At 68.6% G+C, this 23,856-nt stretch carries 23 protein-coding genes; 13 read left to right on the top strand and 10 right to left on the bottom strand.

The genetic code is table 11. From position 1 onward, the window contains the following. Positions 1 to 19: 19 nt before the first annotated feature. Genes JOF29_RS31720 through JOF29_RS31730 form a run of 3 tightly spaced genes read right to left on the bottom strand, consistent with a single transcriptional unit; the run spans position 20 to position 3,104 of the window. Positions 20 to 1,606 carry an ABC transporter permease gene (locus JOF29_RS31720; RefSeq protein ID WP_209698068.1) on the bottom strand — a complete coding sequence of 529 codons (1,587 nt, stop codon included), beginning with the start codon at positions 1,604 to 1,606 and terminating at the stop codon, positions 20 to 22. Next, positions 1,603 to 2,499 (bottom strand): ABC transporter ATP-binding protein, encoded by an 897-nt coding sequence (locus JOF29_RS31725; RefSeq protein WP_209698069.1) that lies wholly within the window; start codon positions 2,497 to 2,499, stop codon positions 1,603 to 1,605. The genes JOF29_RS31720 and JOF29_RS31725 overlap by 4 nt, the downstream gene beginning before the upstream one ends. A gap of 2 nt (positions 2,500 to 2,501) precedes the next feature. Further along, on the bottom strand, positions 2,502 to 3,104 hold the full coding sequence (locus JOF29_RS31730; protein ID WP_209698070.1) for a TetR/AcrR family transcriptional regulator: 603 nt from the start codon (positions 3,102 to 3,104) through the stop codon (positions 2,502 to 2,504). Between the two features lie 170 nt (positions 3,105 to 3,274). Here JOF29_RS31730 and JOF29_RS31735 point away from each other — a divergent pair, with 170 nt between their 5' ends. The 8 genes from JOF29_RS31735 to JOF29_RS31770 all read left to right on the top strand — a co-directional run bounded on the left by JOF29_RS31735 (position 3,275) and on the right by JOF29_RS31770 (position 10,703). Continuing rightward, a complete protein-coding gene (locus JOF29_RS31735; protein WP_209698071.1) occupies positions 3,275 to 5,065 on the top strand; it encodes an ABC transporter substrate-binding protein in 1,791 nt (596 codons plus the stop codon). Between the two features lie 7 nt (positions 5,066 to 5,072). Then, positions 5,073 to 6,095, top strand: coding sequence for an ABC transporter permease (locus JOF29_RS31740; RefSeq protein WP_209698072.1), 1,023 nt, complete (start codon positions 5,073 to 5,075; stop codon positions 6,093 to 6,095). Then, positions 6,092 to 6,976, top strand: coding sequence for an ABC transporter permease (locus tag JOF29_RS31745; RefSeq protein WP_209698073.1), 885 nt, complete (start codon positions 6,092 to 6,094; stop codon positions 6,974 to 6,976). Before JOF29_RS31740 ends, JOF29_RS31745 begins: the two co-directional genes overlap by 4 nt. After that, complete coding sequence (locus JOF29_RS31750; protein WP_209698074.1) at positions 6,976 to 7,917, top strand: ABC transporter ATP-binding protein; 942 nt, start codon at positions 6,976 to 6,978, stop codon at positions 7,915 to 7,917. Before JOF29_RS31745 ends, JOF29_RS31750 begins: the two co-directional genes overlap by 1 nt. Before the next feature lie 3 nt (positions 7,918 to 7,920). Beyond that, the gene (locus JOF29_RS31755) at positions 7,921 to 8,868 is read left to right on the top strand and encodes an ABC transporter ATP-binding protein (protein ID WP_209698075.1); all 948 of its coding nucleotides are present in this window, start codon (positions 7,921 to 7,923) and stop codon (positions 8,866 to 8,868) included. Between the two features lie 22 nt (positions 8,869 to 8,890). Further along, the gene (locus tag JOF29_RS31760; protein WP_209698076.1) at positions 8,891 to 9,232 is read left to right on the top strand and encodes an ArsR/SmtB family transcription factor; all 342 of its coding nucleotides are present in this window, start codon (positions 8,891 to 8,893) and stop codon (positions 9,230 to 9,232) included. Further along, entirely contained in the window at positions 9,225 to 10,022 is a 798-nt protein-coding gene (locus JOF29_RS31765; protein ID WP_209698077.1) for a VOC family protein, read from the top strand. The genes JOF29_RS31760 and JOF29_RS31765 overlap by 8 nt, the downstream gene beginning before the upstream one ends. Before the next feature lie 252 nt (positions 10,023 to 10,274). Beyond that, on the top strand, positions 10,275 to 10,703 hold the full coding sequence (locus JOF29_RS31770) for a phosphotransferase (RefSeq protein WP_209698078.1): 429 nt from the start codon (positions 10,275 to 10,277) through the stop codon (positions 10,701 to 10,703). Between the two features lie 8 nt (positions 10,704 to 10,711). Here JOF29_RS31770 and JOF29_RS31775 read toward each other — a convergent pair whose 3' ends face one another. The 7 genes from JOF29_RS31775 to JOF29_RS31805 all read right to left on the bottom strand — a co-directional run bounded on the left by JOF29_RS31775 (position 10,712) and on the right by JOF29_RS31805 (position 17,732). Next, complete coding sequence (locus JOF29_RS31775) at positions 10,712 to 11,260, bottom strand: RloB family protein (protein WP_209700102.1); 549 nt, start codon at positions 11,258 to 11,260, stop codon at positions 10,712 to 10,714. 69 nt (positions 11,261 to 11,329) lie between these two features. Further along, positions 11,330 to 12,607, bottom strand: a complete 1,278-nt coding sequence (locus JOF29_RS31780) for an AAA family ATPase (protein WP_209698079.1) — start codon at positions 12,605 to 12,607, stop codon at positions 11,330 to 11,332. A gap of 83 nt (positions 12,608 to 12,690) precedes the next feature. Further along, positions 12,691 to 13,932, bottom strand: coding sequence for a DUF58 domain-containing protein (locus tag JOF29_RS31785; RefSeq protein WP_307863794.1), 1,242 nt, complete (start codon positions 13,930 to 13,932; stop codon positions 12,691 to 12,693). A gap of 50 nt (positions 13,933 to 13,982) precedes the next feature. Next, entirely contained in the window at positions 13,983 to 14,954 is a 972-nt protein-coding gene (locus JOF29_RS31790; RefSeq protein WP_209698081.1) for an AAA family ATPase, read from the bottom strand. Continuing rightward, complete coding sequence (locus JOF29_RS31795; protein ID WP_209698082.1) at positions 14,951 to 16,090, bottom strand: DUF4350 domain-containing protein; 1,140 nt, start codon at positions 16,088 to 16,090, stop codon at positions 14,951 to 14,953. The genes JOF29_RS31790 and JOF29_RS31795 overlap by 4 nt, the downstream gene beginning before the upstream one ends. After that, the gene (locus JOF29_RS31800) at positions 16,087 to 16,716 is read right to left on the bottom strand and encodes a DUF4129 domain-containing protein (RefSeq protein WP_209698083.1); all 630 of its coding nucleotides are present in this window, start codon (positions 16,714 to 16,716) and stop codon (positions 16,087 to 16,089) included. The genes JOF29_RS31795 and JOF29_RS31800 overlap by 4 nt, the downstream gene beginning before the upstream one ends. Continuing rightward, positions 16,713 to 17,732, bottom strand: coding sequence for a hypothetical protein (locus JOF29_RS31805; RefSeq protein WP_209698084.1), 1,020 nt, complete (start codon positions 17,730 to 17,732; stop codon positions 16,713 to 16,715). The genes JOF29_RS31800 and JOF29_RS31805 overlap by 4 nt, the downstream gene beginning before the upstream one ends. A gap of 230 nt (positions 17,733 to 17,962) precedes the next feature. Here JOF29_RS31805 and mtrA point away from each other — a divergent pair, with 230 nt between their 5' ends. The 5 genes from mtrA to hpf all read left to right on the top strand — a co-directional run bounded on the left by mtrA (position 17,963) and on the right by hpf (position 23,827). After that, positions 17,963 to 18,640, top strand: a complete 678-nt coding sequence (gene mtrA / locus JOF29_RS31810; protein WP_209700103.1) for an MtrAB system response regulator MtrA — start codon at positions 17,963 to 17,965, stop codon at positions 18,638 to 18,640. 59 nt (positions 18,641 to 18,699) lie between these two features. Continuing rightward, on the top strand, positions 18,700 to 20,439 hold the full coding sequence (gene mtrB / locus JOF29_RS31815; protein WP_307863795.1) for an MtrAB system histidine kinase MtrB: 1,740 nt from the start codon (positions 18,700 to 18,702) through the stop codon (positions 20,437 to 20,439). Beyond that, the gene (locus JOF29_RS31820; RefSeq protein ID WP_209698085.1) at positions 20,436 to 22,199 is read left to right on the top strand and encodes an LpqB family beta-propeller domain-containing protein; all 1,764 of its coding nucleotides are present in this window, start codon (positions 20,436 to 20,438) and stop codon (positions 22,197 to 22,199) included. The genes mtrB and JOF29_RS31820 overlap by 4 nt, the downstream gene beginning before the upstream one ends. A gap of 72 nt (positions 22,200 to 22,271) precedes the next feature. Then, on the top strand, positions 22,272 to 22,961 hold the full coding sequence (locus JOF29_RS31825) for a ComF family protein (RefSeq protein WP_307863796.1): 690 nt from the start codon (positions 22,272 to 22,274) through the stop codon (positions 22,959 to 22,961). 239 nt (positions 22,962 to 23,200) lie between these two features. Next, entirely contained in the window at positions 23,201 to 23,827 is a 627-nt protein-coding gene (gene hpf, locus JOF29_RS31830) for a ribosome hibernation-promoting factor, HPF/YfiA family (RefSeq protein ID WP_209698087.1), read from the top strand. Positions 23,828 to 23,856: the final 29 nt, after the last annotated feature.

The following is a 23,856-nucleotide window of genomic DNA, read 5'->3' on the forward strand; positions in this document are numbered from 1 at the left end:
CTGGACGTTCTCGACACGGTCAGGCGGGCAGGTCTCTGCGGCGCAGGCCGACGAGGCCCGCCAGGCCGACTGCCAGCGCGATCGCCAGCAGTACGACGAGTGGGCCGACTGAGACCGGTCCGCCCGGTAGCGACGGGAGGTGGGTGAACGGGGAGATGTCGCGGATCCACGGAGCGGTGGCGACGCCGGCGCTGACCAGGCCGATCACGATGCACACCGCCGGCCCGGCCCAGGACACCATCGACGCCTGCGGGACGAACCCGAAGATCGCGATCGCGAACGCGGCCAGGACCCAGACGGCCGGCAGTTGTACGAGCGCTGCACCGATCATCCGCGGCAGTTGACCGCCGACGTCGCCGATCGCGAGGCCGTACGCCAGTCCCTGCGTGACACCTGCGGCGAGCAGTGCGACGGCCGGACCGAGCAGGCTGAAGACGAGATGGCTCGCGGCCCATTGCCAACGGCTGGTCGCGGTCGCCAGCACCGGCTCGACCCGCCCGCTACTCTCCTCGACCCGCATCCGGAGCGTGGCCTGGACGGCGTACGCCGACGCGATCAGGCCGACCAGCAGCATCACCCCGGCCAGGAACGAGTCGATCAGCCCGGCCGCGCCGCCCATCCGCCGGAACATCTCCTGGATGGTCGGATCGTCGCGCATCATGTCGCCGACACCCTTCGCGACCCCGCCGAACAGCAAGCCCAGCAAGGCGAATCCGGCCGTCCACGCGACCAGCAGCCCGCGGTGCAGCCGCCAGGCCAGCGCGAGCGGCGACCCGATCGTCCCGTCCGCCGGCCCGAGCCGGTCGGGCAGCAGGCCCGCGCCCACGTCCCGTCGTACGGCGAGATTCACGGCCACAACCACCAGCAGTACGGTCACCGCCAGGATCGCCAGCCCCAACCACCAACGGTTCTCGGCGTACGGGTGGATCTGCTGTGCCCAGCCGATGGGGGAGATGTACGACAACCAGGCGAGCGGGCCGTTGGTGTGCGCACTCGTGTCACCGGCGGCGCGTAGTACGTAGGCCGCGCCGAGTACGCCGATCGCAATACCACGGGCCGTTCCGGAACTGGCGGTCAGCTGTGCCGCGACGGCGCCGACGCCCGCGAACAGGAACCCGGCCCCGGCGTACTCGATGCCGATGGCAACCGATCCGGCGAGCGGCAGGTTCTGGCTGTGCATGCCGAGGGCAAGCAGTACGGCGAGGACGACGTTCGCGCCGAGGGTGCTGGTCAGCGCGGCGGCGAGCTGGGCGTGCCGGCCGACAACGGTTGCCCCGAGCAACTCGCGGCGCCCGGTCTCCTCCTCGACGCGGGTGTGCCGGATCACCGTGAGCAGGCTGATCAGCCCGACCATCACCGGGACGAATCCCAGCCGCCAGGTGACGAACTCGCCGAGCGTCGACCCGGAAAGCTCGCCGTACAAGGTGATGAAGCCCGCGTTGCTCGCGTACTTGACGCGCGAGTCCGGCGTCGGGAACAGGTCGCCGTACTGCTTGACGTAGCTCACCGAGATCGCCGTGAGCAGGATGATCCACAACGGCAGGACGATCCGGTCGCGGCGCAGGATCAGCCGGATCAGCCCGCTCGTACCGGCGAGGCTCTTCATTTGACGGCCTCGGGTTCGTACAGCCGGAGGAACAGCTCCTCCAGCGACGGCGGCTGACTGACCAGACTCCGTACGCCGATCTCGGTGAGCCGCCGCAGTACCGGGTTGATCTCGTCGGTGTCCACGTCGAACCGGACGTGGCCGTCGTCGACCTGCAGATCGTGCACGCCGGTGAGCTGCGCGAGACCGTCCATCGGGCCGGCCAGCTCCGCCTGGATCGACGTACGGGTAAGGTGCCGCAGCTCGTTGAGCGTGCCGCTCTCGACGGCGCGGCCGGCGCGGATGATCGTCACCCGGTCGCACAGCGCCTCGACCTCGGACAGGATGTGGCTGGACAGCAGCACGGTCCGGCCCTCGCGGTCGCTGATCTCCTGCACGACCTCGCGGAACACCTCCTCCATCAACGGATCCAGGCCGGAGGTCGGCTCGTCGAGCAGCAGCAGCTCCACGTCCGAGGCGAACGCGGCGACCAGCGCGACCTTCTGGCGGTTGCCCTTCGAGTACGCACGCGCCTTCTTGCGCGGGTCCAGGTCGAACCGTTCGAGCAGCTCCGCCTTGCGCTTCTTATCCACGCCGCCGCGCATCCGGCCGAGCAGGTCGATCGCCTCGCCGCCGGACAGGTTCGGCCACAAGGTCACGTCGCCCGGCACGTACGCGAGCCGCCGGTGCAGGGCGGTCGCGTCCGACCACGGGTCGCCGTCCAGGACCGTTGCCTTCCCGCCGTCCGCGCGGGTCATTCCGAGCAGGATGCGAATGGTGGTGGTCTTCCCCGCGCCGTTCGGGCCGAGGAACCCGTGCACCTCACCGGTTCGCACCGTGAGATCGAGACCGTCCAGGGCGTAGGTCCGCCCGAACCGCTTGACCAGACCTTCCGTGCTGATCGCAGCCGGCATGATCATTTCTCCTGTTTCCGAATGGTTTCGACTTGTTCCTGCGTGACGATCGGGATGCTGAACACGTCCAGCAGCCCCTGGCCGATCCGCGCGTACCCGGACGGCGTGGTGATGTCCTCGCCGAGCGCCTTCGACACCTGGTCGCGGAACGCGAACACGCTCAACTTGATCGCGGCCAGCGCGGCGGAGTACGCCCGCCGGTCGTGTGGCTCGATCCCGTACCCCTCGGACCACTCCTCGATCGTCTCGACCGCCCCCAGAAACAGGGCCGTCGCCGTCTCGGAGCCGTCCATCATCGAGCGGACCAGGTACAGCTGCAGCGGAAAGACCCGCGGATGCAACGCGACCGGATCGAGCGCCGCGACACCTCCACTGGTCGCCAGCTCCGTACTGACCTCGAGCATCCGCTCCTTCGCGTAGTCGTCGCAGGCCTCCCGCAACGACTCCTTCGACCCGAAGTGATGCCGCACCAGCCCCGACGAAACCCCCGCCGCCGCGGCAATGTCCCGGATCGACGCCCCCTCGATCCCGCGCTCCCCGAACAACCTGATCGCCGCATCCCGAATCCGGGCCCGCGCCGTCAGGTCCTCAGCCCGCCGATCCATCCCAACTCCTCTCGCTACACACAACAGCAAACTACTACACGGTCGTGTAGTCAACTGGAAAGAAGATTACTTACGTGTGACAAAGTTTCGTATCTCGTTGACAGGAGAGCGCTTGCTGGTGTGGGTTCGTCCCCAAACACCAACACCGGCTGGGGAAGGTGGGCGGCCCGATGAGGAAGTGGCTGGCGGTGCTGGCGGCGTTGTGTCTGCTGGCGGTGGGGCCCGGTACGGCGGTTGCGGCCGGACCGGGGAACAAGAAGGTGATCAAGATCGGGGTGACCCAATCGGTCGACTCGATGAACCCGTTCCTGGCCGTGCGGCTGGTGACGGGGCAGATCCAGCGGTTGATCTACGGGTTCCTGACCGTGCCCGACTCGAAGACGCTGCAGCCGAGCCCGGACCTCGCGGAGTCGTGGACGACGTCGCCGGACGGGCTCACCTGGACGTTCAAGATCCGGCAGGCGAAGTGGTCGGACGGCCAGCCGATCACCGCGGACGACGCGGCCTGGACGTTCGGCAAGATGATGACCGACGACGGCGCGAAGACCGGCAACGGGCCGGCGGTGGAGAACTTCCGGAGCGTCAGCGCGAACGGCCAGGAGCTGACCATCAAGCTCAAGGCCCCGCAGGCGTCGATGCTCGACAACCCGGTGCCGATCATGCCGAAACACGTCTGGGAGAAGATCAAGGACATCTCGAAGTACGACGGTGAGACGTACCCGACCGTCGGCAGCGGGCCGTACGTCGCGGTCGAGCACAAGAAGGACCAGTTCGTCCGGCTGGAGGCGAACCCGGACTACTGGCGTGGCCGCCCGAAGGTCGACGAGCTGCAGATCATCTTCTACGACAACCCGGCCGCCTCGATCGTCGGGCTGAAGAAGGGCGACATCGACCTGATCGGCCGGCTGAACCCGCCGGACTTCGAGTCGCTGAAGGGCGACGGCAACATCGTCCAGTGGAACACCCAGGGCCGGCGGGCGGCGTACCTGCAGATCAACCACGGCGCGACCACCAGCGACAACAAGCCGATCGGTGGCGGGCATCCGGCGCTGAAGGATCCGCGGGTACGGACCGCGCTGCACTACGCGATCGACAAGCAGAAGCTGGTCGACGAGGTGCAGGGCGGGCTGGCGAAACCGGCCGACGGGTCGATCATCCCGCCGCTGTACAAGGACTTCTTCTGGGCGGCGACCGGTGCGGAGAAGGTCACGTTCGACCTCGCGAAGGCGAACAAGATCCTCGACGACGCGGGCTATAAGAAGGGCCCGGACGGGGTCCGGACGATGCCGGACGGGTCGCGGAAACTGCAGTTCCGGTTCAGCATCCACACCGGCACCCCGATCGAGGACAAGCTCGCCGAGTACCTGACCGGCTGGTTCAAGGAGATCGGCGTCACGCTGACCACGAAGCGCCTGGACTCCAGCAAGTTCACCGAGGAGACCGGGACCACGGCACTGTTCGACATCGCGATCAGCGGCTGGTCGGTGAACCCGGACCCGGAGGAGGTGCTCGCGACGCACCTCTGCAGCCGGCGCCCGACCGCGACCGGTGAGGGCGGCGGGACCGAGTCGTTCTACTGCGACCCGACGTACGAGAGCCTGTATCTCCAGCAGCAGAAGGAGCTCGACCGGACGAAACGGGCCGGCATCATCAAGAAGATGCAGGAGCGGCTGTACGTCGACGCGCCGGTGATCGCCCTGTACTACCCGAACGACCTCGAGGGCTACCGCAAGGACCGGATCGCCGGCATCACGCCGATCCCGGAGGACAAGGGCCTGCTGTACGGCGGATCGGGTTACTGGCCGTTCTACACGCTGGAGGCGGTGTCGACCGACGCCAAGGCCTCCGGTGGATCGAACGGCGGCCTGATCGCCGGTGTCGCGGCCGGTGTCGTCGTGCTGGCGATCGGCGGGCTCTTCCTGGCACGCCGGCGCCGGGGCGTCGCCGACGAGCGCGAATGACGACCACATGACCAGCGCTGTCGATGAGTTGGAGGAGGCCCCCGCCCGCCGCGGTCTGCTGCGGTACGCCGCGACGAAGGCGGGCGGGGCTCTGCTCAGTATCGCGATGGTAATCGTCGCGACGTTCTTCCTGTTCCGGCTGCTGCCGGGCGACCCGGTCCGTGCGCTTGCGCAGGGACGGAACATGACGCCCGAGCAGCTGGACCTGGAGCGCGCGCGACTCGGGCTCGATAAGCCTGTACCTGAACAGTTCCTGCATTTCGTCTCGCAGACGCTGCGCCTGGACCTCGGCGTTTCGTACGAGTACAAGCGCCCGGTCCTCGACCTGATCGGTGAGCGGATCGGGTCGACGCTGCTGCTCACGGGGACGGCGCTGGTGCTGGCGGTCAGCCTCGGCCTGTGGCAGGGCGCCCGCGCCGGGTGGAAGCCGGGCAGCAGGTTCGACAAGGTGTCGACGGCGATCTCGCTGGTGCTGTGGTCGGTGCCGACGTTCTGGCTCGGGCTGTTGCTGCTGATGGTGTTCGCGGCCGGCATCGGCCCGATCCCCGGGATCTTTCCGACGCGTGGCAGTTCGAGCGTCGACAAGCCGGGCGGGTTCGCCGGTGTGCTGGACGTCGGGCAGCACATGGTGCTGCCGTGCCTCACGCTCGTCGCGGTGGTGTATGCGCAGTACCTGCTGGTGATGCGGTCCTCGGTGATCGACGAGGTCGGCCAGGACTACATCACCACCGCCCGGGCGAAAGGATTGCGCGACGACGACGTACGCCGCAAGCACGCCGTACCGAATGCGCTGCTGCCGACCGTGACGCTGGTGTTCCTGCGGATCGGGTTCGTCGTCGGCGGCGCCGTGACGGTGGAGGCGATCTTCAGCTGGCCGGGGCTCGGGCAGCTGTTCTACGAGGCGATCCGGGTGCCGGACTTCACGTTGATGCAGGGCACTTTCCTGCTGATCACGGTTTCCGTGATCGTGATGAACACGCTTGCCGACGTGGTCTACCACGTCCTCGATCCAAGGGTGCGGTCGGCATGAGCAGTGTCGTACGGGTACGGCGGAAACGGGCTTTCGGAAAGTTCTGGAACGATTTCCGAAAACGTCGCGCCGGAGTTTCCGGGCTGGTGATCCTCGGGGTCGCGGTGGTGCTGGCGTTGATCGCGCCGCTGTTCATCGACGCCGGCGTGACGAACGTCGTCAGCGGGACCGGCGCGAAGCTGGCGCCGCCGAGCCTCGACCATCCGCTCGGCACCGACGAGTCCGGCCGGTCGGTGCTGCTGATGATCTGGTGGGGTTCGCGGACGTCGCTGCTGATCGGTTTCCTCGCGGCCCTGCTGAGCATGGTGATCGGGACCGTGCTCGGAATCGCGGCCGGGCATTTCCGCGGCTGGATCGGCGCGGTGATCCTGCGGGTGACCGACTGGTTCCTGGTGCTGCCGTCACTGGTCACCGCGCTGGTCCTCGCGGCGATCCTCGGCGGCTCGACCGCGACGATCATCGTGGCGATCGGTGTCACCTCGTGGCCGTCGACGGCGCGGCTGATCCGTGCGCAGACGCTGGCCGTCGAGGCGCGCCCGTACATCGAGAGGTCGCTGGCGCTCGGGGCCGGCCACTGGCACATCGCGACCCGGCACGTGCTGCCGAACGTCGCACCGTTGCTGTTGGCAAGTACGACGCTGGAGGTGGCGAGCGCGATCGTCACCGAGTCGACGCTGGCGTTCCTCGGCGTCAGCGCCAACAAGACCTCGTGGGGGACGATGCTGCGCGGCGCGTACGACTGGGGCGCGGCGACCGCCGGCGCGTGGTGGTACATCCTCGTACCGGGTCTGTGCATCGTGACCGTGGTGATGGCGTTCACCTTGTGTGGAAGGGCTCTGGAGACAGTGCTCAACCCACGCCTGCGGACCCGGGAGGCCTGATGCTCGCACTCGAAGAGCTCTCCGTCACGTACAGCCTCGGAGCCGTCGAGGTTCCCGCCGTCCGTGGAGTGTCGCTGGAGCTTGCCGCCGGAGAGGCGCTCGGGCTCGCGGGCGAGTCGGGGTCGGGGAAGTCCTCGGTCGCGCTCGCCCTGCTCCGGCTGCTGCCGCGGTCGGCCGTCGTCGGCGGGCGGGTGCTGCTCGACGGCGAGGACGTGCTGACGATGAACTGGGGCCGGTTGCGTGCGGTCCGCTGGTCGTCCGCGTCGATCGTGTTCCAGGGCGCGCAGCACGGCCTCAATCCGGTACGCCGGATCGGCGACCAGATCGCGGAACCGCTGCAGGTGCACAAGCTGGCGTCGGGCGCCGCCGCCGACGCGCGGGTGAAGGAGTTGCTCGAGCAGGTCGGTTTGCCGGCCTGGCGGGCGCGTAGTTATCCGCACGAGCTGAGTGGTGGCATGAGGCAACGAGTGATGATCGCGATGGCGCTGGCGTGTGCGCCGCAGCTGATCATCGCGGACGAGCCGACGACCGCGCTCGACCTGATGGTGCAGGCGCAGGTGCTGACGCTGATCCGGCAGCTGATCGCGGAGCACGGGATCTCGCTGCTGATGATCTCGCACGACCTGTCGGTGCTCGCGGACGTGTGCGACCGGTTGGCGGTGATGTACGCCGGGCGCCTGGTCGAGGTCGGGCCGTCGGCGGGGGAGTTCCGGCACCCGTACAGCAAGGCGCTGGCGGACGCGTTCCCGACGGTCGGGGATCCGGCGTCGCGGCTGGCGCCGCGCGGGCTGGCCGGTGATCCGCCGGATCCGCAGCGGTTGCCGGGCGGGTGCGCGTTCCACCCGCGCTGTCCGGTCGCGGTCGAGGAGTGCGCGAGTACCGACGTACAACTGCTGGTGTCAGGCGACCGGGCGGCCGCCTGTGTCCTGGTGGGGGAGTGACTCTTGCTAGAGGCAACTGAGCTGCAGGTCGAGTTTCCCGGTCGCGCCGGGCGCCGGGCGCGGGCGGTCGACGGCGTCAACCTGTCCGTCGGAGCCGGCGAGATCGTCGCGCTGGTCGGCGAGTCCGGGTGCGGCAAGACCACCCTGGCTCGCACTCTCCTCGGCCTCGAACGCCCGTCCGCCGGCCGGATCACGTACGACGGCACGCCGCTGAACTACTCCACCCGCGCCCTGCGCACCTTCCGCCGCCAGGTCCAACTGGTCCTCCAGGACCCGATGGGCTCCCTCAACCCCCGCCACACCGTCTACGAGGCAGTGGCGGAAGGCCCTCGCATCCACGGCCTGCCCGATGAGGAATCCATCGTCACCTCCGCCCTGGCGCGAGCGGGTTTGCGGCCGCCGGAGCGGTTCTTTCAGCGATATCCGCACGAGTTGTCGGGTGGGCAGCGGCAGCGGGTGGTGATTGCCGGTGCGTTGGCGCTGGAGCCGAAGGTGCTGATCGCGGACGAGCCGGTGGCGTCGCTGGATGCCTCGGTCCGGGGTGAGATTCTCGCGTTGCTGCTCCGGCTGCGCGACGAGCTCGGCCTGTCCGCGCTCGTCGTCACCCACGACCTCGGCCTGGCCTGGAACATCGCCGACCGGGTCGCCGTCATGTACCTCGGCCGGATCGTCGAGTCCGGCCGTACCGAAGACGTCCTCACCAACCCGCAGCACCCGTACACCCAGGCCCTGCTCTCCGTCCTCCCGGAGTCCCCGGCCCGCATCGTCCTCACCGGCGAACCGCCCGACCCCACCCGCATCCCCTCCGGCTGCCGCTTCCACCCCCGCTGCCAACTGGCCGCCGCCGGCACCGCCGTCGGCGCCTGCACGACCACCCCACTCCCCGTTCTCTCCACCGCCACCGGCACCCAGGTCGCCTGCCACTTGGTTCCAGCCGTTGACAATAGTTAACAGATGGTAGAACTATTGCGGCATGGCGCAAGATCAGGTGGATCGGTTCTTCGAGGTACTGGCTGATCCGACGCGACGGCACGTCGTGCAGCTGCTCGGCGACGGTCCCCAGCGGGCCGGCCGGCTGGCCGCCGCGACCGGGACCTCGTCGCCGGCCATGAGCCGGCACCTGCGAATCCTGCTGGCGGCCGGGCTGGTCGCCGCCGAGCGGGTCCCGGACGATGCGCGCGTCCGCGTGTTCCGGCTCAACCCCGAGCCCGTCGTCGCCGTACAGGCCTGGCTCGACCAGGTCCAGGCGCACTGGCGCGACCAGCTCGGCGCCTTCAAGTCTCATGTCGAGCAGAAGGAGAAGTCCGATGACTGAACCGTCCGCGACCGCAGCGGTCGAGGTCGCCATCGACCCCGCGACAGCGTTCAAGGTCTTCACCGAGGAGATCGACCTGTGGTGGGTCCGCGGCCCGATCAACTTCTGGGACTCCGCCCGCGCGGTCGAGATCCGGATCGAGCCGGGCGTCGGCGGCCGGATCCTCGAGGTGTACGCCGACGACGCGCTGGAGCGGGGCGTGATCACCGCCTGGGAGCCGGGCGCACGGTTCGAGTACCGCAGCTCCACCGACGACACCGAGACCACCGTCACCTTCGACCCGACCGCCGCCGGTACCCGCGTGACCGTCGTCGAGGCGCTGGTCCCGGGTGGCACCGACGCCGTCTACTCCTGGCAGAACGTGCTGCACTGGTTCCCCGCCTGGGTCGCCCGCCGCGACATCGCACCACACCAGGTCCGCGAGGTCGGCCGGCTCGCGGTCGCCTTGTCGTACGACGATCCCGCCGCCGCGGCGCGCTGGCTGCACACCGTGTTCGGGCTCGAGACCTGGGACCGCGTCCCCGAAGAGGGCCGGCAGCCGTCGTGGATCGAGCTGCACGCCGGCGCGTCCTCGATCATCCTGCTCCGCCGGACCGAGTCGGGCGCTCCGGGCGCCGACCACGCGACCTGGGTGTACGTCGACGACCTCGACGCGCATTTCGCGCACAGCCAGGAGAACGGCGCCAAGCTCCTCTCCGAGGTCCACCAGCACGGGTACCGCTGCTACGAGGCCGAAGATCTCGAAGGCCACCGCTGGACCTTCCTCCAGGCCCGCCCGACGATGCAGTGACCGAACAACCTCTCACGGGCGGCCGGATGACGCCCGGCGTGGTGCGGGTCGGTGACACGGTACGCCGGCCCGCATCGGAGCGTTCCGCATTCACCGCGGCCCTCCTGGAACTCCTTGCCGACAAGGACTTCACGCCCAACTACCTGGGCCAGGACGAGTACGGCCGCGACATCCTCACCTACCTGGAAGGCGACGTACCGTCCAGGTGTCAACGGTGGGAGGACCAACAAATAGCGGCGGCCGCCACCCTCCTTGCGTGCCTTCCACGACGCGACCCGCGACTCGTGCCTGTCCGGCGACCACGAGGTCGTCTGCCACCACGACCCGGCGCCCACCAACTTCGTCTTCACCGACGGCCTCCCCACGGCCCTGTTCGACCTCGACCTGGCCGCCCCCGGCGACCCCCTCGAAGACCTCGGCTACGCCGCCTGGACCTGGTGCATCGCCTCCAAACACAACGACCCCACCAGACAGGCCCACCAGGTACGCGTCCTGGCCGACGCCTACGATCTACGCGACCGGTCAAGCCTCGTCGACGCGATCCTTCAAAGCCAACTGGACAACGTGCAGTTCTGGATCGACAGACCCTGCGACGCCGCACCCGAACGCACCGCCTGGTCCCACCGCGAGCACGCCTTCACGCTCACCAACAGACAGCTGTTCGAAGAAGCCCTCGCCTGATGCGCGGCTCAATCGCGCGGAGATTCGATCGCAGCCAGCAGTTCGTGCATCGTCGACGACGGGTTGTCGTCCGGGAAGTTGCTGTCGTTGCGTTCGTGCCGGGTGGCTAGTCGCATCGCTCGCTCGCAGGCGTCGTGCCTGAGTGGCATGTACTTGGCACCATCCAGTCGCTTACCGGAACGACCGTCCAGTTGACGACTGACAGCCTCTGCGTCGCGCGTCTGCAAGAAGCCGGCTTGCTCCTGAAAATGCAGGATCAACCACAACTCGAAGCACGGATTTGATACGGCGATCCGGATTCCTTCGGCCGCGGCCAGCCGCAGGGCTCGATCCAGATGCGGATGGTGTTGCGGCCACTCGACGTCGAACACACACCAGCATTCATCGATCTCCGGGTCCCGGTGCAGTCGTTCGACGGCCTTGGTCACGAGATCCATCGGAAGTCCGTACGACGGATCGATCACCAGACTGATGGCGGTATTGGCCCGGATCTCCGGGAGGCGCTTGACTGCGTTCAGATAATCCGGCTCCGACGCCTGGCCCTCGCAGAAGATCAGTACCGTCTTGCGTTCGGGACGGCTCGCTGTCCTGCGTCGGAGGTCTTTCGGCTTTCCGCGGACCTGTCATCAGGCGATCAGGCCGAGTGCTCGCAGGAGCTCGGTGCGGTCTGTGTCCGGCAGCGCGCCGAACCTACCTTGAAGGTAGGCCCGCTCCAGGTTGACCGACGTCCGGACCCGCTCGCCTGCGAACTCCGCCAGCGCGCCGAGGCGGGTTATGCCGTCATCGGACTTCTCCGTCAGCCAGACCTCGTCGCGGTTCAGGTGGTTGAGCAGGCTCGTGTCGTGGGTAGTGAAAATCAGTTGTGCATCTCGAGGATTGGTTGCTGGATCCTGGAACAGCGAGATGACCTGCTGTGACAGTGTCGGGTGCAGGCTTGCGTCCAACTCGTCGAACAGCAGCACCGATCCCTGCTTCAACGCCATCAACACTGGACCGATCATTCGGAACCACGTGCGCGTGCCTGACGACTCGGCGGCGAAGTCGAGGGGAACTGCGCCCGTTCCTGTTCGGTGTGTCAGGCGAAGTCGCTGCGCACGTCCTCGCAGCGGGGCGCCCCGGAGCGTGGGTTCCGCTGCTTCGGCCGGCACTACGTCGTCGATGCCCAGGTCGGCCAGACGAAGCAATGCCAGACCCTGCGCCCGGTCTGTGCTGTCGAAGGCGCTCGGGTCGCTGATCTCGAACAGTGATTGCTGGCCGGACTCCAGGTCGGGTTCGAAGAGGCTGGTGGTCGGTCTCCAGTCGATTGCGCCTGGGCGGCCAGGAGTTGCCAGGCCAAGGGTCTGAATCCGCAGAAGCTCCGCGGCGAAGTCTGACACCAGCGGTTCGTCGAATCGCCTTGCGATTGACAGCGCAAGGGTGCGGTCCGTCAACAGCTCTCTGGTGCCGGAGAGGCTGCCGAGGCCTCTTTGAAGCTTGAGGTCACGAGCTTCACGCTCGAAGACACGACGTCGCTTCTTTTCGGGATAATGGAACAGGCCCTCGTAGGCGACCGCCTGTCGATCGAGTTCGACCAGGTACTCGAACCGGACTCCGCGGATCGCACATTCGACAGCGAACTGTGTCGGCCTGTCCGAGCCGCTGCTGAATGCAAAAGGCTCGACCGGGATCGTCTCGTCCCACATCTGCAACGAGAGTCGGACCGCGTCCCGCAGCCAACTGAGCGCGGCAATGATATTGGACTTGCCAGCAGCGTTCGGGCCGAAGATCGCTGCCACGTGGAGCAGGCTCTCGCCCAGGTTGGGCACCTCGCGGGCCGTCTCGCGCCCCGAGTCGACCGCGACCATCGACAGCTCGACCGGATCCAGGACGGAGCGGAAGTTGGACACCTCGAAGCGGATCAACATGTACGGTCCTTACGTCGCAGACTGCAATCATAGCCCCGTTCTCGTCGAAAACGTGCAAGATTCGCTATTTGCCTGCGCAGCTCTTACAGTCGGCCGGCCTTCTTGAGGGACAGGTAGGTGTCGGCCAGGGCCGGGGCGATCTTGTCCGGGGGCTCGTCCAGCACGGTGACTCCGGCGCGGGTGAGGGTGGCGGTCAGGCGTTCGCGGTCCAGGCGGGTGCGAGCGGCCGAGGCGGCGCCGTACACCTCGACCAGATCGCCGCGGGTCGACTCCAGCTCGGTCAGCCGCGGGTCGGCAACCGAGGCGAGCAGTACGACGTGCCGCCGCAGCAGTGGACCGATGACCGGCAGCAGGGACTCCTCGATCGCGGCCGGATCCAGCCCGGTCAGCAGCACGACCAGCGAGCGCTGACCGAGGCGTTCGAGGACCTGCGAGACGACGATCCGGAAGTCGGTCTGGACGAGCTCGGCCTCGACGTTCGCCAGCGCGTTCACGAACGACGGCAGCACGTCCTGCGGCGCGGGCCGTCGGACGTCCGCCCGTACGGCGGAATCGCAGGCCAGCAAGGAGACCCGGTCGCCGGCCCGGGTGGCGAGTGCGGCCAGCAGCAGTGCGGCGTCCATCGCGTGGTCCAGCCGGGGCGCGTCGCCGACCCGGCCCGCGGACAGCCGCCCGGAGTCGATCACGATCGCGACCTGCCGGTCCCGCTCCGGCCGCCAGGTCCGCAGTACGACGTTCCCGCGCCGAGCCGTGGCCCGCCAGTCGATGCTCCGGACGTCGTCACCGGGGACGTAGTCCCGCAGCGAGTCGAACTCCGTGCCCTGCCCGCGCACCAGCAACGCCGTACGTCCGTCCAGCTCCCGCAACCGCGCCAGCCGTGACGGCAGGTGCTTGCGGCTCTTGAACGGCGGCAGCGCCCGCACCGTCCACGGGACCTGGTGCGAACCCTGCCGTCCCGCAAAGCCCAAGGGGCCGATGGCTCGTACCGTCACCCGGCTCGCCTGCCGATCCCCGCGACGTGTCGGCACCAGGTGAGTCGTCACCCGACGGCGCTCACCCGACGGCAGGTCCAGCTGGTGCGGCGGATCCAGTACGCCGGCAGACGGCGGCCAGGCGTCCCGGAGCAACCCCCGCACCCGACGGCCCGGGTTGGTGACCAGCATGTTCACGACGGCCTGCTCACCCAGCCGTACGGCGTTGTCGCCCTCACGGCTGAACTGCAACCGCCGCGGCGACCCGGCCAGCAGGATGTCCACCAGACACACCACCAGCACCACTCCAACGACCACACCGATCCCGGCCCACGACGGCATCACCAGAGCCACGAAGATGACTCCAGCAGCAGCCAAGAGGCCGGCCCGGCCAGTAAGAACCATCAGCGTGGGACCGGCACCGTAGCGAGCACGCTTTCCAGTACTGCGTCCGGGCTGACACCTTCGAGCTCCGCCTCCGGGCGCACCTGCACCCGGTGCCGCAGACATGGACGCGCCATCGCCTTCACGTCGTCCGGAATCACGTAGTCCCGGCCCGACAGCCAAGCCCACGCACGGGAGACCGCCAGCAGCGCAGTAGCGCCCCGCGGCGACACCCCTAGCTGCAGCGACGGTGACTGACGCGTGGCGCGACACAGGTCCACGACGTACGCCAGGACGTCCTCCCGGACCGCAACCTGACGTACGGCGTGCTGCGCGGCCTCCAGGTCTTCGGGCCCAGCCACCGGACGTAGACCTGCAGCCGCTAGGTCGCGCGGGTCGAAGCCCTGCGCGTGCCGAGCGAGTACGGCGATCTCCGCGTCGCGGGGCGGGATGTCCAGCGTCACCTTGAGCAGGAACCGGTCCAGCTGCGCCTCCGGCAGCGGGTAGGTGCCCTCGTACTCCACAGGGTTCTGGGTGGCGGCCACGACGAACGGGACAGGTAGCTTGCGCGGTTTACCGTCAACCGTGACCTGACGCTCCTCCATGGCCTCCAGCAGCGCAGCCTGGGTCTTCGGTGGCGTCCGGTTGATCTCGTCCGCCAGCAGGATGTTCGTGAACACAGGCCCGGGCCGGAACTCGAACTCCGAAGTCTTCGCGTCGTACACCAGCGACCCGGTGACGTCACCCGGCATCAGGTCGGGCGTGAACTGCACGCGCTTGTTGTCCAGCCGCATCGCTGTCGACAGTGCCCGCACCATGAGCGTCTTCGCCGTACCAGGAACGCCCTCCAGCAGCACGTGCCCGCGGCACAGGAGGGCGAGCACCAGCGCGGTCACTGCGGTGTCCTGTCCGACCACCGCCTTGCCGATCTCGGTCCGGAGCGCGACCAGCGCCTGCCGGGCCTGGTCCGCGGTGACCTCGGTAGTCGTCACGGGTGTCGTACCTCCTGCGTCAGTACGTCGAGTTCATGGGACAGGGACATCAGAGCGGCGTCAGTGAGGGGCGGAAGCCCGTAGAGCAGTTCGTACAGCATCGCCGGGTCCCGGTCGGTCCGTGCAGCGACCGTAGCGACAACAGCCGACGGGTCCGCCCGCCGGGGGATGCCGTGCGCCTTGTGCAGCTGGCCGAGCGCTGAATCGCGTAGTGCGGCCGCAGCACGGTCACGGGCCCTTGACCGCCGGTAGAGCCGCGCCCTGCCCTCCGTGGTCTCGGCAGCGTGCACGATCACCGGCAGCCGCTCGGCCACGACAGGGCCGAGCCGCCGTCCGCGCCAGATCGCTACGACCAGCACGGCGAACGCCAACGCCCAGCCGATGTAGCGGACGTACGGCGGGATCAACGGCGGTCCGTCCTGGCCTGGGTTGACGCCACGGGACTGGAACTGCGGCAGGTACCACGTGAGGTCCTTGTGCGTGCCGATCAGATTGAGCGCCAGCGCCGCGTTGCCGTCCTCTGCCAGCTGGTCGTTGGTGAACGACCTCGCCGTACCGACCACGTCGATGATCCGGTCGCCGAGCTGCAACCGCACCACGGTGTTGTGGATGCCGTCGCCGTAACAGCTGGTCGCGGCCTCCGGTGCGCTGTACGTCGGCCCGCTGACCGTCGCCGTACCGGCCTTGACGGCGGCCGGAAGGCTGCAGCCGGGTTGACGACTGCCCGACGACACCGAGTCGCCGCTGAGCTGCACCCCTGGTGCGAGTGCTCGCAGTGCCTCGCCGCTGGGCCGGATCAGGACGACGTGGCTCCACTCGGCCTGAGCGATCCGCTGCCAGTCAGCAGAGTCCAGATAACCGGACGGCCCCACCAGCAGCGTCTTGCCGTCACCTGGCTGCGTGGCGTCGTCCAGCGACTCAGTGCCGTGTACGTCGACGTTGTGGTTCTTCAGCAACGCCGACAGCGCACGTGCCCCGTCCACCTTCGTGGAGTCCGGACTGAACGTTCCCGAGGTCTGCGACGACGTAGCGATCAGTACGACGATCGCGGCCAGCACGATGAGACCTGTCACCAGCAAGGGCGTCCGCAAGGCCCGCCAGCTCTCAACGACTCCCCGTGCCTCTGACGTACTCATACAGCCACCCGCGCGGTCCGTGCAGCGTCGTCAGCAGCCACGACAGCGGCGTACCGCTCCGGCGTGCCAGGGCGGTTGCCGTAGACAACCTCCGTGAACACGTGGGCGGCCGGCTGCAGCACGTCCCGCAGTACGGGAGCTGCCTTGGACGCGTCGGTGACCACCTCGTACGCCGTACGTCCGGGCCGCTCGTCCAGCACGGTCCGCTCGGTCAGCTCGGCCACGCACGCACGGAACCGGCTGCGGCAGGCCAACGCGAAGTCACCGGACGCGGCCTCCCGCTCCGCCAGCGCGCGGTACTCAGCTGCGCTCTGCGGCCGGGCCGTGTCGAAGACGGCCTGCGACGTCACCTTCTTGCTGGTCCGCAGCACACCGGCTCGCCAGAGCACCACGCCGACGACAAGTAGCAGCAGGCAGATCAGCACGGCCAGACCGGCGTGGCCGTTCGGTGACGAGCCGGTCAGACTGTCCAGCAGGTCCTTGATCCAGTTGACGACCTTGCCGAGCGCCTTGCTGATCAGCGAACCCGAGTCCCGGTACGTCGACTTGGACAGCTCCTTGGCCGCCTCCTGTGCGGCCTGGTCCCGGCTGATGTCGACCGGCGGCTCCAGCGGGAAGAGGATCACACGCTCTCCCCGGATCGCAATGCCGGACGCATCCACAGGTCGAGACCTTCCCGCCGGACCCGGAGGTCCAGGTAGATCAGGGCCTGGACGGCCGACATGAACGCCAGGCTCGCGATCACCGTCATCAGCGACGCGGTACCGACCGCGACGCCGAGCACGATCGTCACCGCGGTGGCGCCGGTGCCGTCGGCCGGACCGGCCCAGGAGCTGACGGTGAACATCAGCGACGTGATCCCGAACTGCAGGGCGTAACTGATGATGTTCACCACCACCCCGCCGAACAGCAGGATCCCGAACACCCGCCAGAACTTCCCACGCACCAGCCGCCACGAGCGCCGCAGCGCCCCCCAGACACCCACCCGCTCGGGGATGTACAGCCCGATGTCGGGTGAATGCCGCCCCTCCATCAGTACGACGGTCCCGGCGAGCACGAGCCGGACACCGAAGATCAGCACCAGCACCCCGCCGACGAGCATCATGACCAGCGCCACGGCACCCGCGACGTCCGAGGAGACCGCTGCGTTCGCACCGGCGCCGATCCCGAGTACGGCGAGGCCCCAGCCGCCGATGAGCAGCACGAACGACAGGGACTGCATCAGGCCGACAGCAGCGAGTGCGGGCAGTGCGGGCCGCACCAGCCGCAAGAGCTCACGCGGACCGGCCCTGTGCGCCAGCTGGCTGCGGACCGCGGCCAGGGCGATGATCCCGGCCAGCATGCTCGACACCACCGAGAACAGCACCACCTGGACGCCGTACGTCAGCAGCAAGCCCGCACCGGCCTGTCCGAACGGGTCGTTCGCGCGCAAGAACCCGGCCAGACCACCTGGTACCGCAACCTCGGTCAGCGCGGCCTGCAACGCCAGCAGCGCGATCCCGGCCAGCACCGGCAGGCCCAGCATGATCGTCTTGTTGTCGGAGATGGTCCGGGCCGCGTTGTCCAGCAGGTCCGCGGGCAGCCACGGCCGCAGCGGTTCCGATGCCACGTCGTCGTGCAAAGTCATGCTCTGATCGGCCATCGGCGGACCCTCTTCCCCGGGTGACGAGTTGTGGTGGACCCCGGACGTGCACCATGATCCCGGATGATCACAGCCCAACTCGGGGTCACACGGCGATCCGGCGTGTGCACTACCGCGGGAATGGGACACTATCCGTAGTGCGTACGGCCTGGCACCCGCCGCGCGCATTCCGATCGGTCGGCAGAAGCGGACGGCAAGGAGCTATGGGCGTGGCAGACGGAAACCGGACGATGCGGGGCCGGATCCTCATCGTCGACGACGACACAGCGTTGTCGGAGATGCTCAGCATCGTGCTGCGCAACGAGGGATACGACACCTATCTGTGCGCGACCGGCGACAAGGCGGTACCTGCGTTCCGCGAGTTCAAGCCGGATCTGCTGCTCCTGGACCTGATGCTGCCGGGGATGGACGGGATCGACGTCTGCCGCGCGATCCGGGCCGAGTCCGGCGTACCGATCGTGATGCTGACCGCGAAGAGTGACACCGTGGACGTGGTGCTCGGGCTCGAGTCGGGTGCCGACGACTACGTGGTGAAGCCGTTCAAGCCGAAGGAGCTGGTGGCCCGGATCCGGGCCCGGCTGCGCCGGATGGACGAGCCCGGTCCGGAGTCGCTGGCGATCGGCGACCTGACCATCGACGTCGCCGGCCACTCGGTGAAGCGGGCCGGCGAGACGATCCAGCTGACGCCGCTGGAGTTCGACCTGCTGGTCTGCCTGGCGTCGAAGCCCTGGCAGGTGTTCACCCGCGAGGTGCTGCTGGAGCAGGTCTGGGGGTACCGGCACGCCGCCGACACCCGGCTGGTCAACGTGCATGTCCAGCGGCTGCGCTCCAAGATCGAGAAGGACCCTGAGCACCCGGAGATCGTGGTCACGGTCCGCGGTGTCGGATACAAGGCGGGTGCGGACTGATCGAGTACGGTCGCGGCCAAGAGTCGCAGACGGCCGCCGATGAGCAGGTAGCGGCATCGGTGACCGAGTCCGGCCCGAGCACCAGAGAGGGCACCGGGCAGCAGGCCCCACCCGAGCAGGAGGTGGCCGCGTCCCGCGGGACGGAGCTTGAGCTCACGTCAGCCGCGGCGGACTGGTCTGCCCAGCCGCAGCCGCTCTGGCGTACCCACCCGAGGCACTGGCCGGACATCTGGCGGCGCTCGATCCAGGCCCGGATCGTCACCGGCACCCTGCTGATGTCGACGCTGGTCCTGATCCTGGTCGGCTGGGTGATGATGAGCCAGGTCACCGACGGTGTGCTGGAGTCCCGCCGGGGCAGCGCACAGGCCGAGGTCCGTGCGCAGCTCCAGCAGCTGTCCGCCTCGATCGACGCCGCGAACCGGAACACCGTCAACCAGCAGCTGTCCGAGCTGGTCCTCGGCTCCAACCGCCCGGGCCTGTACGACGTGCTGCTGGTCCCGACCGACCAGGCCGCGTCGAACGCGATCCGCTACACCGGACTGGTCGACAGCGACTCGATTCCGCCGGCGCTGGCGTCGTCCGTGGTCAGCGACGGCGCCAAGCTGTGGGACACCTACACACGGATCAACTACCGGGACAGCCCGAGCGTCCCGGGCCTGGTGATCGGTTCCCAGATCCGGATCGACTCCACCGGCGACAAGTACTCCATCTACTTCCTGTTCCCGCTCACGGCGCAGCAGGAGACCCTGGACGTCGTCCAGCGCGCTCTTGTGACCGCGGGTCTGCTGCTGATCGTTCTTCTCGGTGCTATCGCCTGGCTCGTCACACGGCAGGTCGTCACGCCGGTCCGGATGGCCCGGCGGATCGCCGAGCGACTGGCGGCGGGCAAGCTCGAGGAGCGGATGCAGGTCCGCGGTACCGACGACCTGGCCCGGCTGGCGGTCTCGTTCAACAAGATGGCGTCCAACCTGCAGCGGCAGATCCGCCGGCTGGAGGAGCTGTCCCGGCTGCAGCGCCGGTTCGTGTCGGATGTGTCGCACGAGCTGCGGACACCGCTGACCACGGTCCGGATGGCCGCCGACCTGCTGCACGAGAGCCGCGACCAGTTCGACCCGATCAGCCGCCGCTCGGTGGAGCTGCTGCAGAACGAGCTCAACCGGTTCGAGGAGCTGCTGGCGGACCTGCTGGAGATCAGCCGGTTCGACGCCGGCGCGGCCGCCCTGGACCTGGAGGACGTGGACCTGCGCGACATCGTCAACCGCGTCCTGGAGAACCACGAGACCCTGCTGGAGCGCAAGGGCTGCCCGGTCGAGCTGGACATGAAGGCGCCGTGCCGGGCCAAGGTCGACTCCCGCCGGATCGAGCGGATCCTGCGGAACCTGATCGGCAACGCCATCGAGCACAGCGAGGGCCTGCCGATCAAGATCAGCACGGCGTACGACGACGACGCCGCCGCGGTCGGGGTCCGCGACCACGGGGTCGGGTTCCGCGCCGAGGAGGCGGAGATGGTGTTCAGCCGGTTCTGGCGGGCGGACCCGGCGCGCGCCCGGACCACCGGCGGTACCGGCCTCGGCCTGTCGATCGCGCTCGAGGACGCCCGGCTGCACGGCGGCCGGCTGGACGCGTGGGGCTCGCCCGGCGAGGGCGCCTACTTCCGGCTGACGCTCCCGCGCCGCCCGGACGTGGCGCTGACCGGGTCGCCGCTGCCGCCGCGCCCGCCGGATGCGAGCCGGGTGATCGCGGAGCTGGTCGACGTGGGCGCGCCGTACCAGAAACTGAACGGCGGTGACGACCGGTGAGGCGCAGGCTGCTCGCGGTGCTGGTGTCGGTCGCCGTGCTCGGCGGCTGCGCGGCCGTGCCGACCAAGGGCACGATCCGGAGCGGTGATCGCGCCGGATCGGCCCCCGACCTGGGCGGCGTCGGCGTCGAGGCCAAGCCGCCGCGGGCGAACGTCGGCGACATGTCGATCGTCAGCGGATTCCTGGAGGCGATGTCGGACTCCCAGGCGTACGACGTGGCCCGCCAGTACATGACTCAGGCCGCCGCCGGCAACTGGAAACCCGAGTCGCAGACCGTGGTGTACGACCAGCAACCCGACTCGCTCACCCGCAAGGGCGACGGGATCCAGCTGACCGCCAAGAAGATCGCCACGATCAACGACCGCGGTGAGTGGATCCCGGCGCCCGCGAACGCCAAGGCCGACTTCTTCTTCAAGCTGAAGAAGGTCAACGACCAGCTCCGCGTCGACACGGTCCCGCCGGGCGCCTACCTCGGCAGCAACCAGGTCGACCTGAAACTGGCCGCCCGCGACCTGTACTTCTTCAACCAGACCAAGGACATGCTGGTCCCGGACCCGGTCTACCTGCCGCAGAACCTGCCGTCCGGCCAGGCAGCGACCCAGATCATCCAGGAGCTGCTGAAAGGCCCCACCGGCCGGCTCGGGAACGGCGTGGTCTCCGCGGCGCCGCCCGGTACCGAGGTGCAGGTGTCGGTCCCGGTCGACCTGGGTGTCGCCAACGTGGCGCTGAACGACACAGCCAGCTCGCTCCGCGACCAGGACCGGCAGCTGCTCGCGGCGCAGATCGTCTGGACGCTCAACCAGCTCAACCTGCGGGCCAAGATCACCGTCGGCGGCGCACCGCTGCTCCCGGACTACCCCGAGGTGCTGCCGTTCCCCACCTTCAACCAGTACGACCCGCAGGTGCCGGCCGCGTCGATGACCAGGCTGTACGGGCTGCAGAAGGAGCTGCCGCAGCGGATCGTCGGGCAGGACGGCTCGACGGACGTGTCCGCCCAGCCGCTGAACAACAGCCCGCTGTCGCTCTACCGCGCCCAGTCCCTGGCCGTCACGCTGGTCGGGGACGCCGGAGCGATCGTCACGTCCGATGGCCACGATGTCGTGTACGGCGGGCTGGACCCGGCCGGCAAGGACGACAAAAAGAAGAAGTCCAGTTTCAAGGTCGACGGCAAGACGCTGCCGCCGAGCTTCGACAAGGAGAACAACCTCTGGGTGCTGGACCGGGCCGACACCGACCACCCGCGGCTCCGGGTGCGGACCCAGGACGGCGGGCTCACCCCCGTCCAGACCGACTTCAAGGGCGACACCCCGGTGACGCTCCGGATCGCGCCGGACGGCGTCCGGGTGCTGCTGGTGATGCAGCAGGCGCACACCAGCCAGAACTACGTCGAGACCGCGACCGTCCAGACCACGAACGGTGGCAAGCAGCTCGTGCTCGGAGCGTTCCGGCCGTTGCAGCTGCAACTCACCAGCATCTCCGACGCCGCCTGGAGCAAGGCCGGCTTCATCGTCATCGGCGCCAAGGACACGTCGGTGCGGCAGATCTGGTCGGTCAACGTCGACGGCTCCAGCCTGCAGCTGCTGCCCGGTTCGTCGCCGAACTTCGCGCCCGAGCACGTCGTGTCGAACGTGAGCAAGGACACCCTTCCGGTGATCGAGGACGACAACGGCAGGATCCACTGGCTGACCAAGGACCTGCTCTGGGTCGGCATGGACGCCGACGGGGATCACCCGCCGATCGTCCCGACGTACCCCGGCTGAGCCCGTGCGGTTGTCCACAGGCGCCGTACGGCGGACTTGTGGGCGCCACGGCGGGTCCCGGATCGTGGTGGGGTGCCGGTGCGGGACGCCTTCGTCGATCTGCTGCTGGGCGGGCGCTGCGCGGGCTGCGACCGGCCCGGCGTCACTCTCTGTGGTGGTTGCCGACGGCTACTGACGGGTGCGACTCCGTTCCGTGCTTGGCCGGACCCACGACCCGCCGGTCTGCCGCCGCCGACCGCTGCCGCGCCGTACGCCGATCAGCTCCGGAACGTGATCCTCGCCCACAAGGAACACGCCCGGTACGCGCTGGCCCGGCCGCTCGGCCGGCTGCTCGCGGATGCCGTCCGGACCGCCCTCGGGGACCGGCGGGCGGTGTGGCTGTGCCCGGTTCCGTCGCCCCGGGCAACGGTCCGGCAGCGCGGGCACGACCCGCTCCGGCGGATTACGAAGGCTGCCGTCAGATCCCTGTGCAGGCAGGGGATCGACGCCCGCGCGGCGGCGGCGCTGCGGATCGTCAGGCGCCCCGACGATCAGGCCGGGCTGTCCGCGGAACGCCGTACCGCCAACCTGGACGGGGCTTTCGCGGCGCGTTCGCCATGGGCTGAAACGCTGATCGATCAGCCGGTCCTGCTGGTCGACGACGTGATCACCACCGGTTCCACGCTCACCGAAGCCTCCCGGGCCTTGGAAACGGCGGGCGTCCGGGTGCTCGGCTGCGCCGTCCTGGCCGCCACCGCGCGACACCGGACGTCTGGTTCATGAGAACTTCTCTACCGGTTTTCGCCGAAGCCGACTAGCGTTGGCCTATGACACCCGCTAGGGCTTGTCGGGCAGTGGAGTGGTGCAGGACCGGATCAGCCGGATTCCTGGCCACGGGGTCCGACCGGCTCGACTGCGGGTGTTCTCGTTTCGGGCGCCCCAATCGCATCCAGCTGAGCGAGAACAGGAAGGACGGGGGCCTGCAGACGTAACAGAGAAGTCGCCGATCGATGGAGGTTTCCGTGGACGTCGTTGTCAAGGGTCATCACTGCGAGGTCAGTGACCGCTTCCGGCAGTACGTCGAGGAAAAACTCGAGCGGATCGAGAAAGTCGATCACCGGGTACTGCGTTGCGAGGTGGAAGTCAGTCAGGAGAAGAACCCGCGACAGCACGATCGGGCGATGCGTGTCGAGCTCACCATGTACACCAAGGGCCCGGTGGTCCGCGCAGAGGCGTGCGGCGAGACCAAGTCGGCGGCCTTCGACGTCTGTCTGGACCGGCTGCGGACCCAGGTCCGCAAGGCGGCCGACCGGCGCCGGGTGCACCGCGGTGAGCGGGCGCCGGAAGGCCTGCGGCACGTGAACGCGAAGCAGCCGCTCAACGGCAACGCACCTGTAGTGGAGGAACCAGTCGCCGAGGACGAGGTGGCGACGCACAAGTACGGATCCCTCACGGTCACCGGCGACGGTCCGCTGGTGATGCGCGAGAAGACCCACTCCGCCAAGCCGATGACCCTGGACCAGGCTCTCTACGAGCTCGAACTGGTCGGGCACGACTTCTACCTGTTCGTCGACGCCGACGAGAACCAGCCGAGCGTGGTCTACCGCCGTCGCGGTTACGACTACGGCGTGATCCGGCTGTCCGTCTGAGCCTTCGGGAGGAGCACCAGAAAGGGCCC

Origin of the sequence: Kribbella aluminosa (assembly GCF_017876295.1) — a bacterium.
GTDB lineage: Bacteria > Actinomycetota > Actinomycetes > Propionibacteriales > Kribbellaceae > Kribbella > Kribbella aluminosa.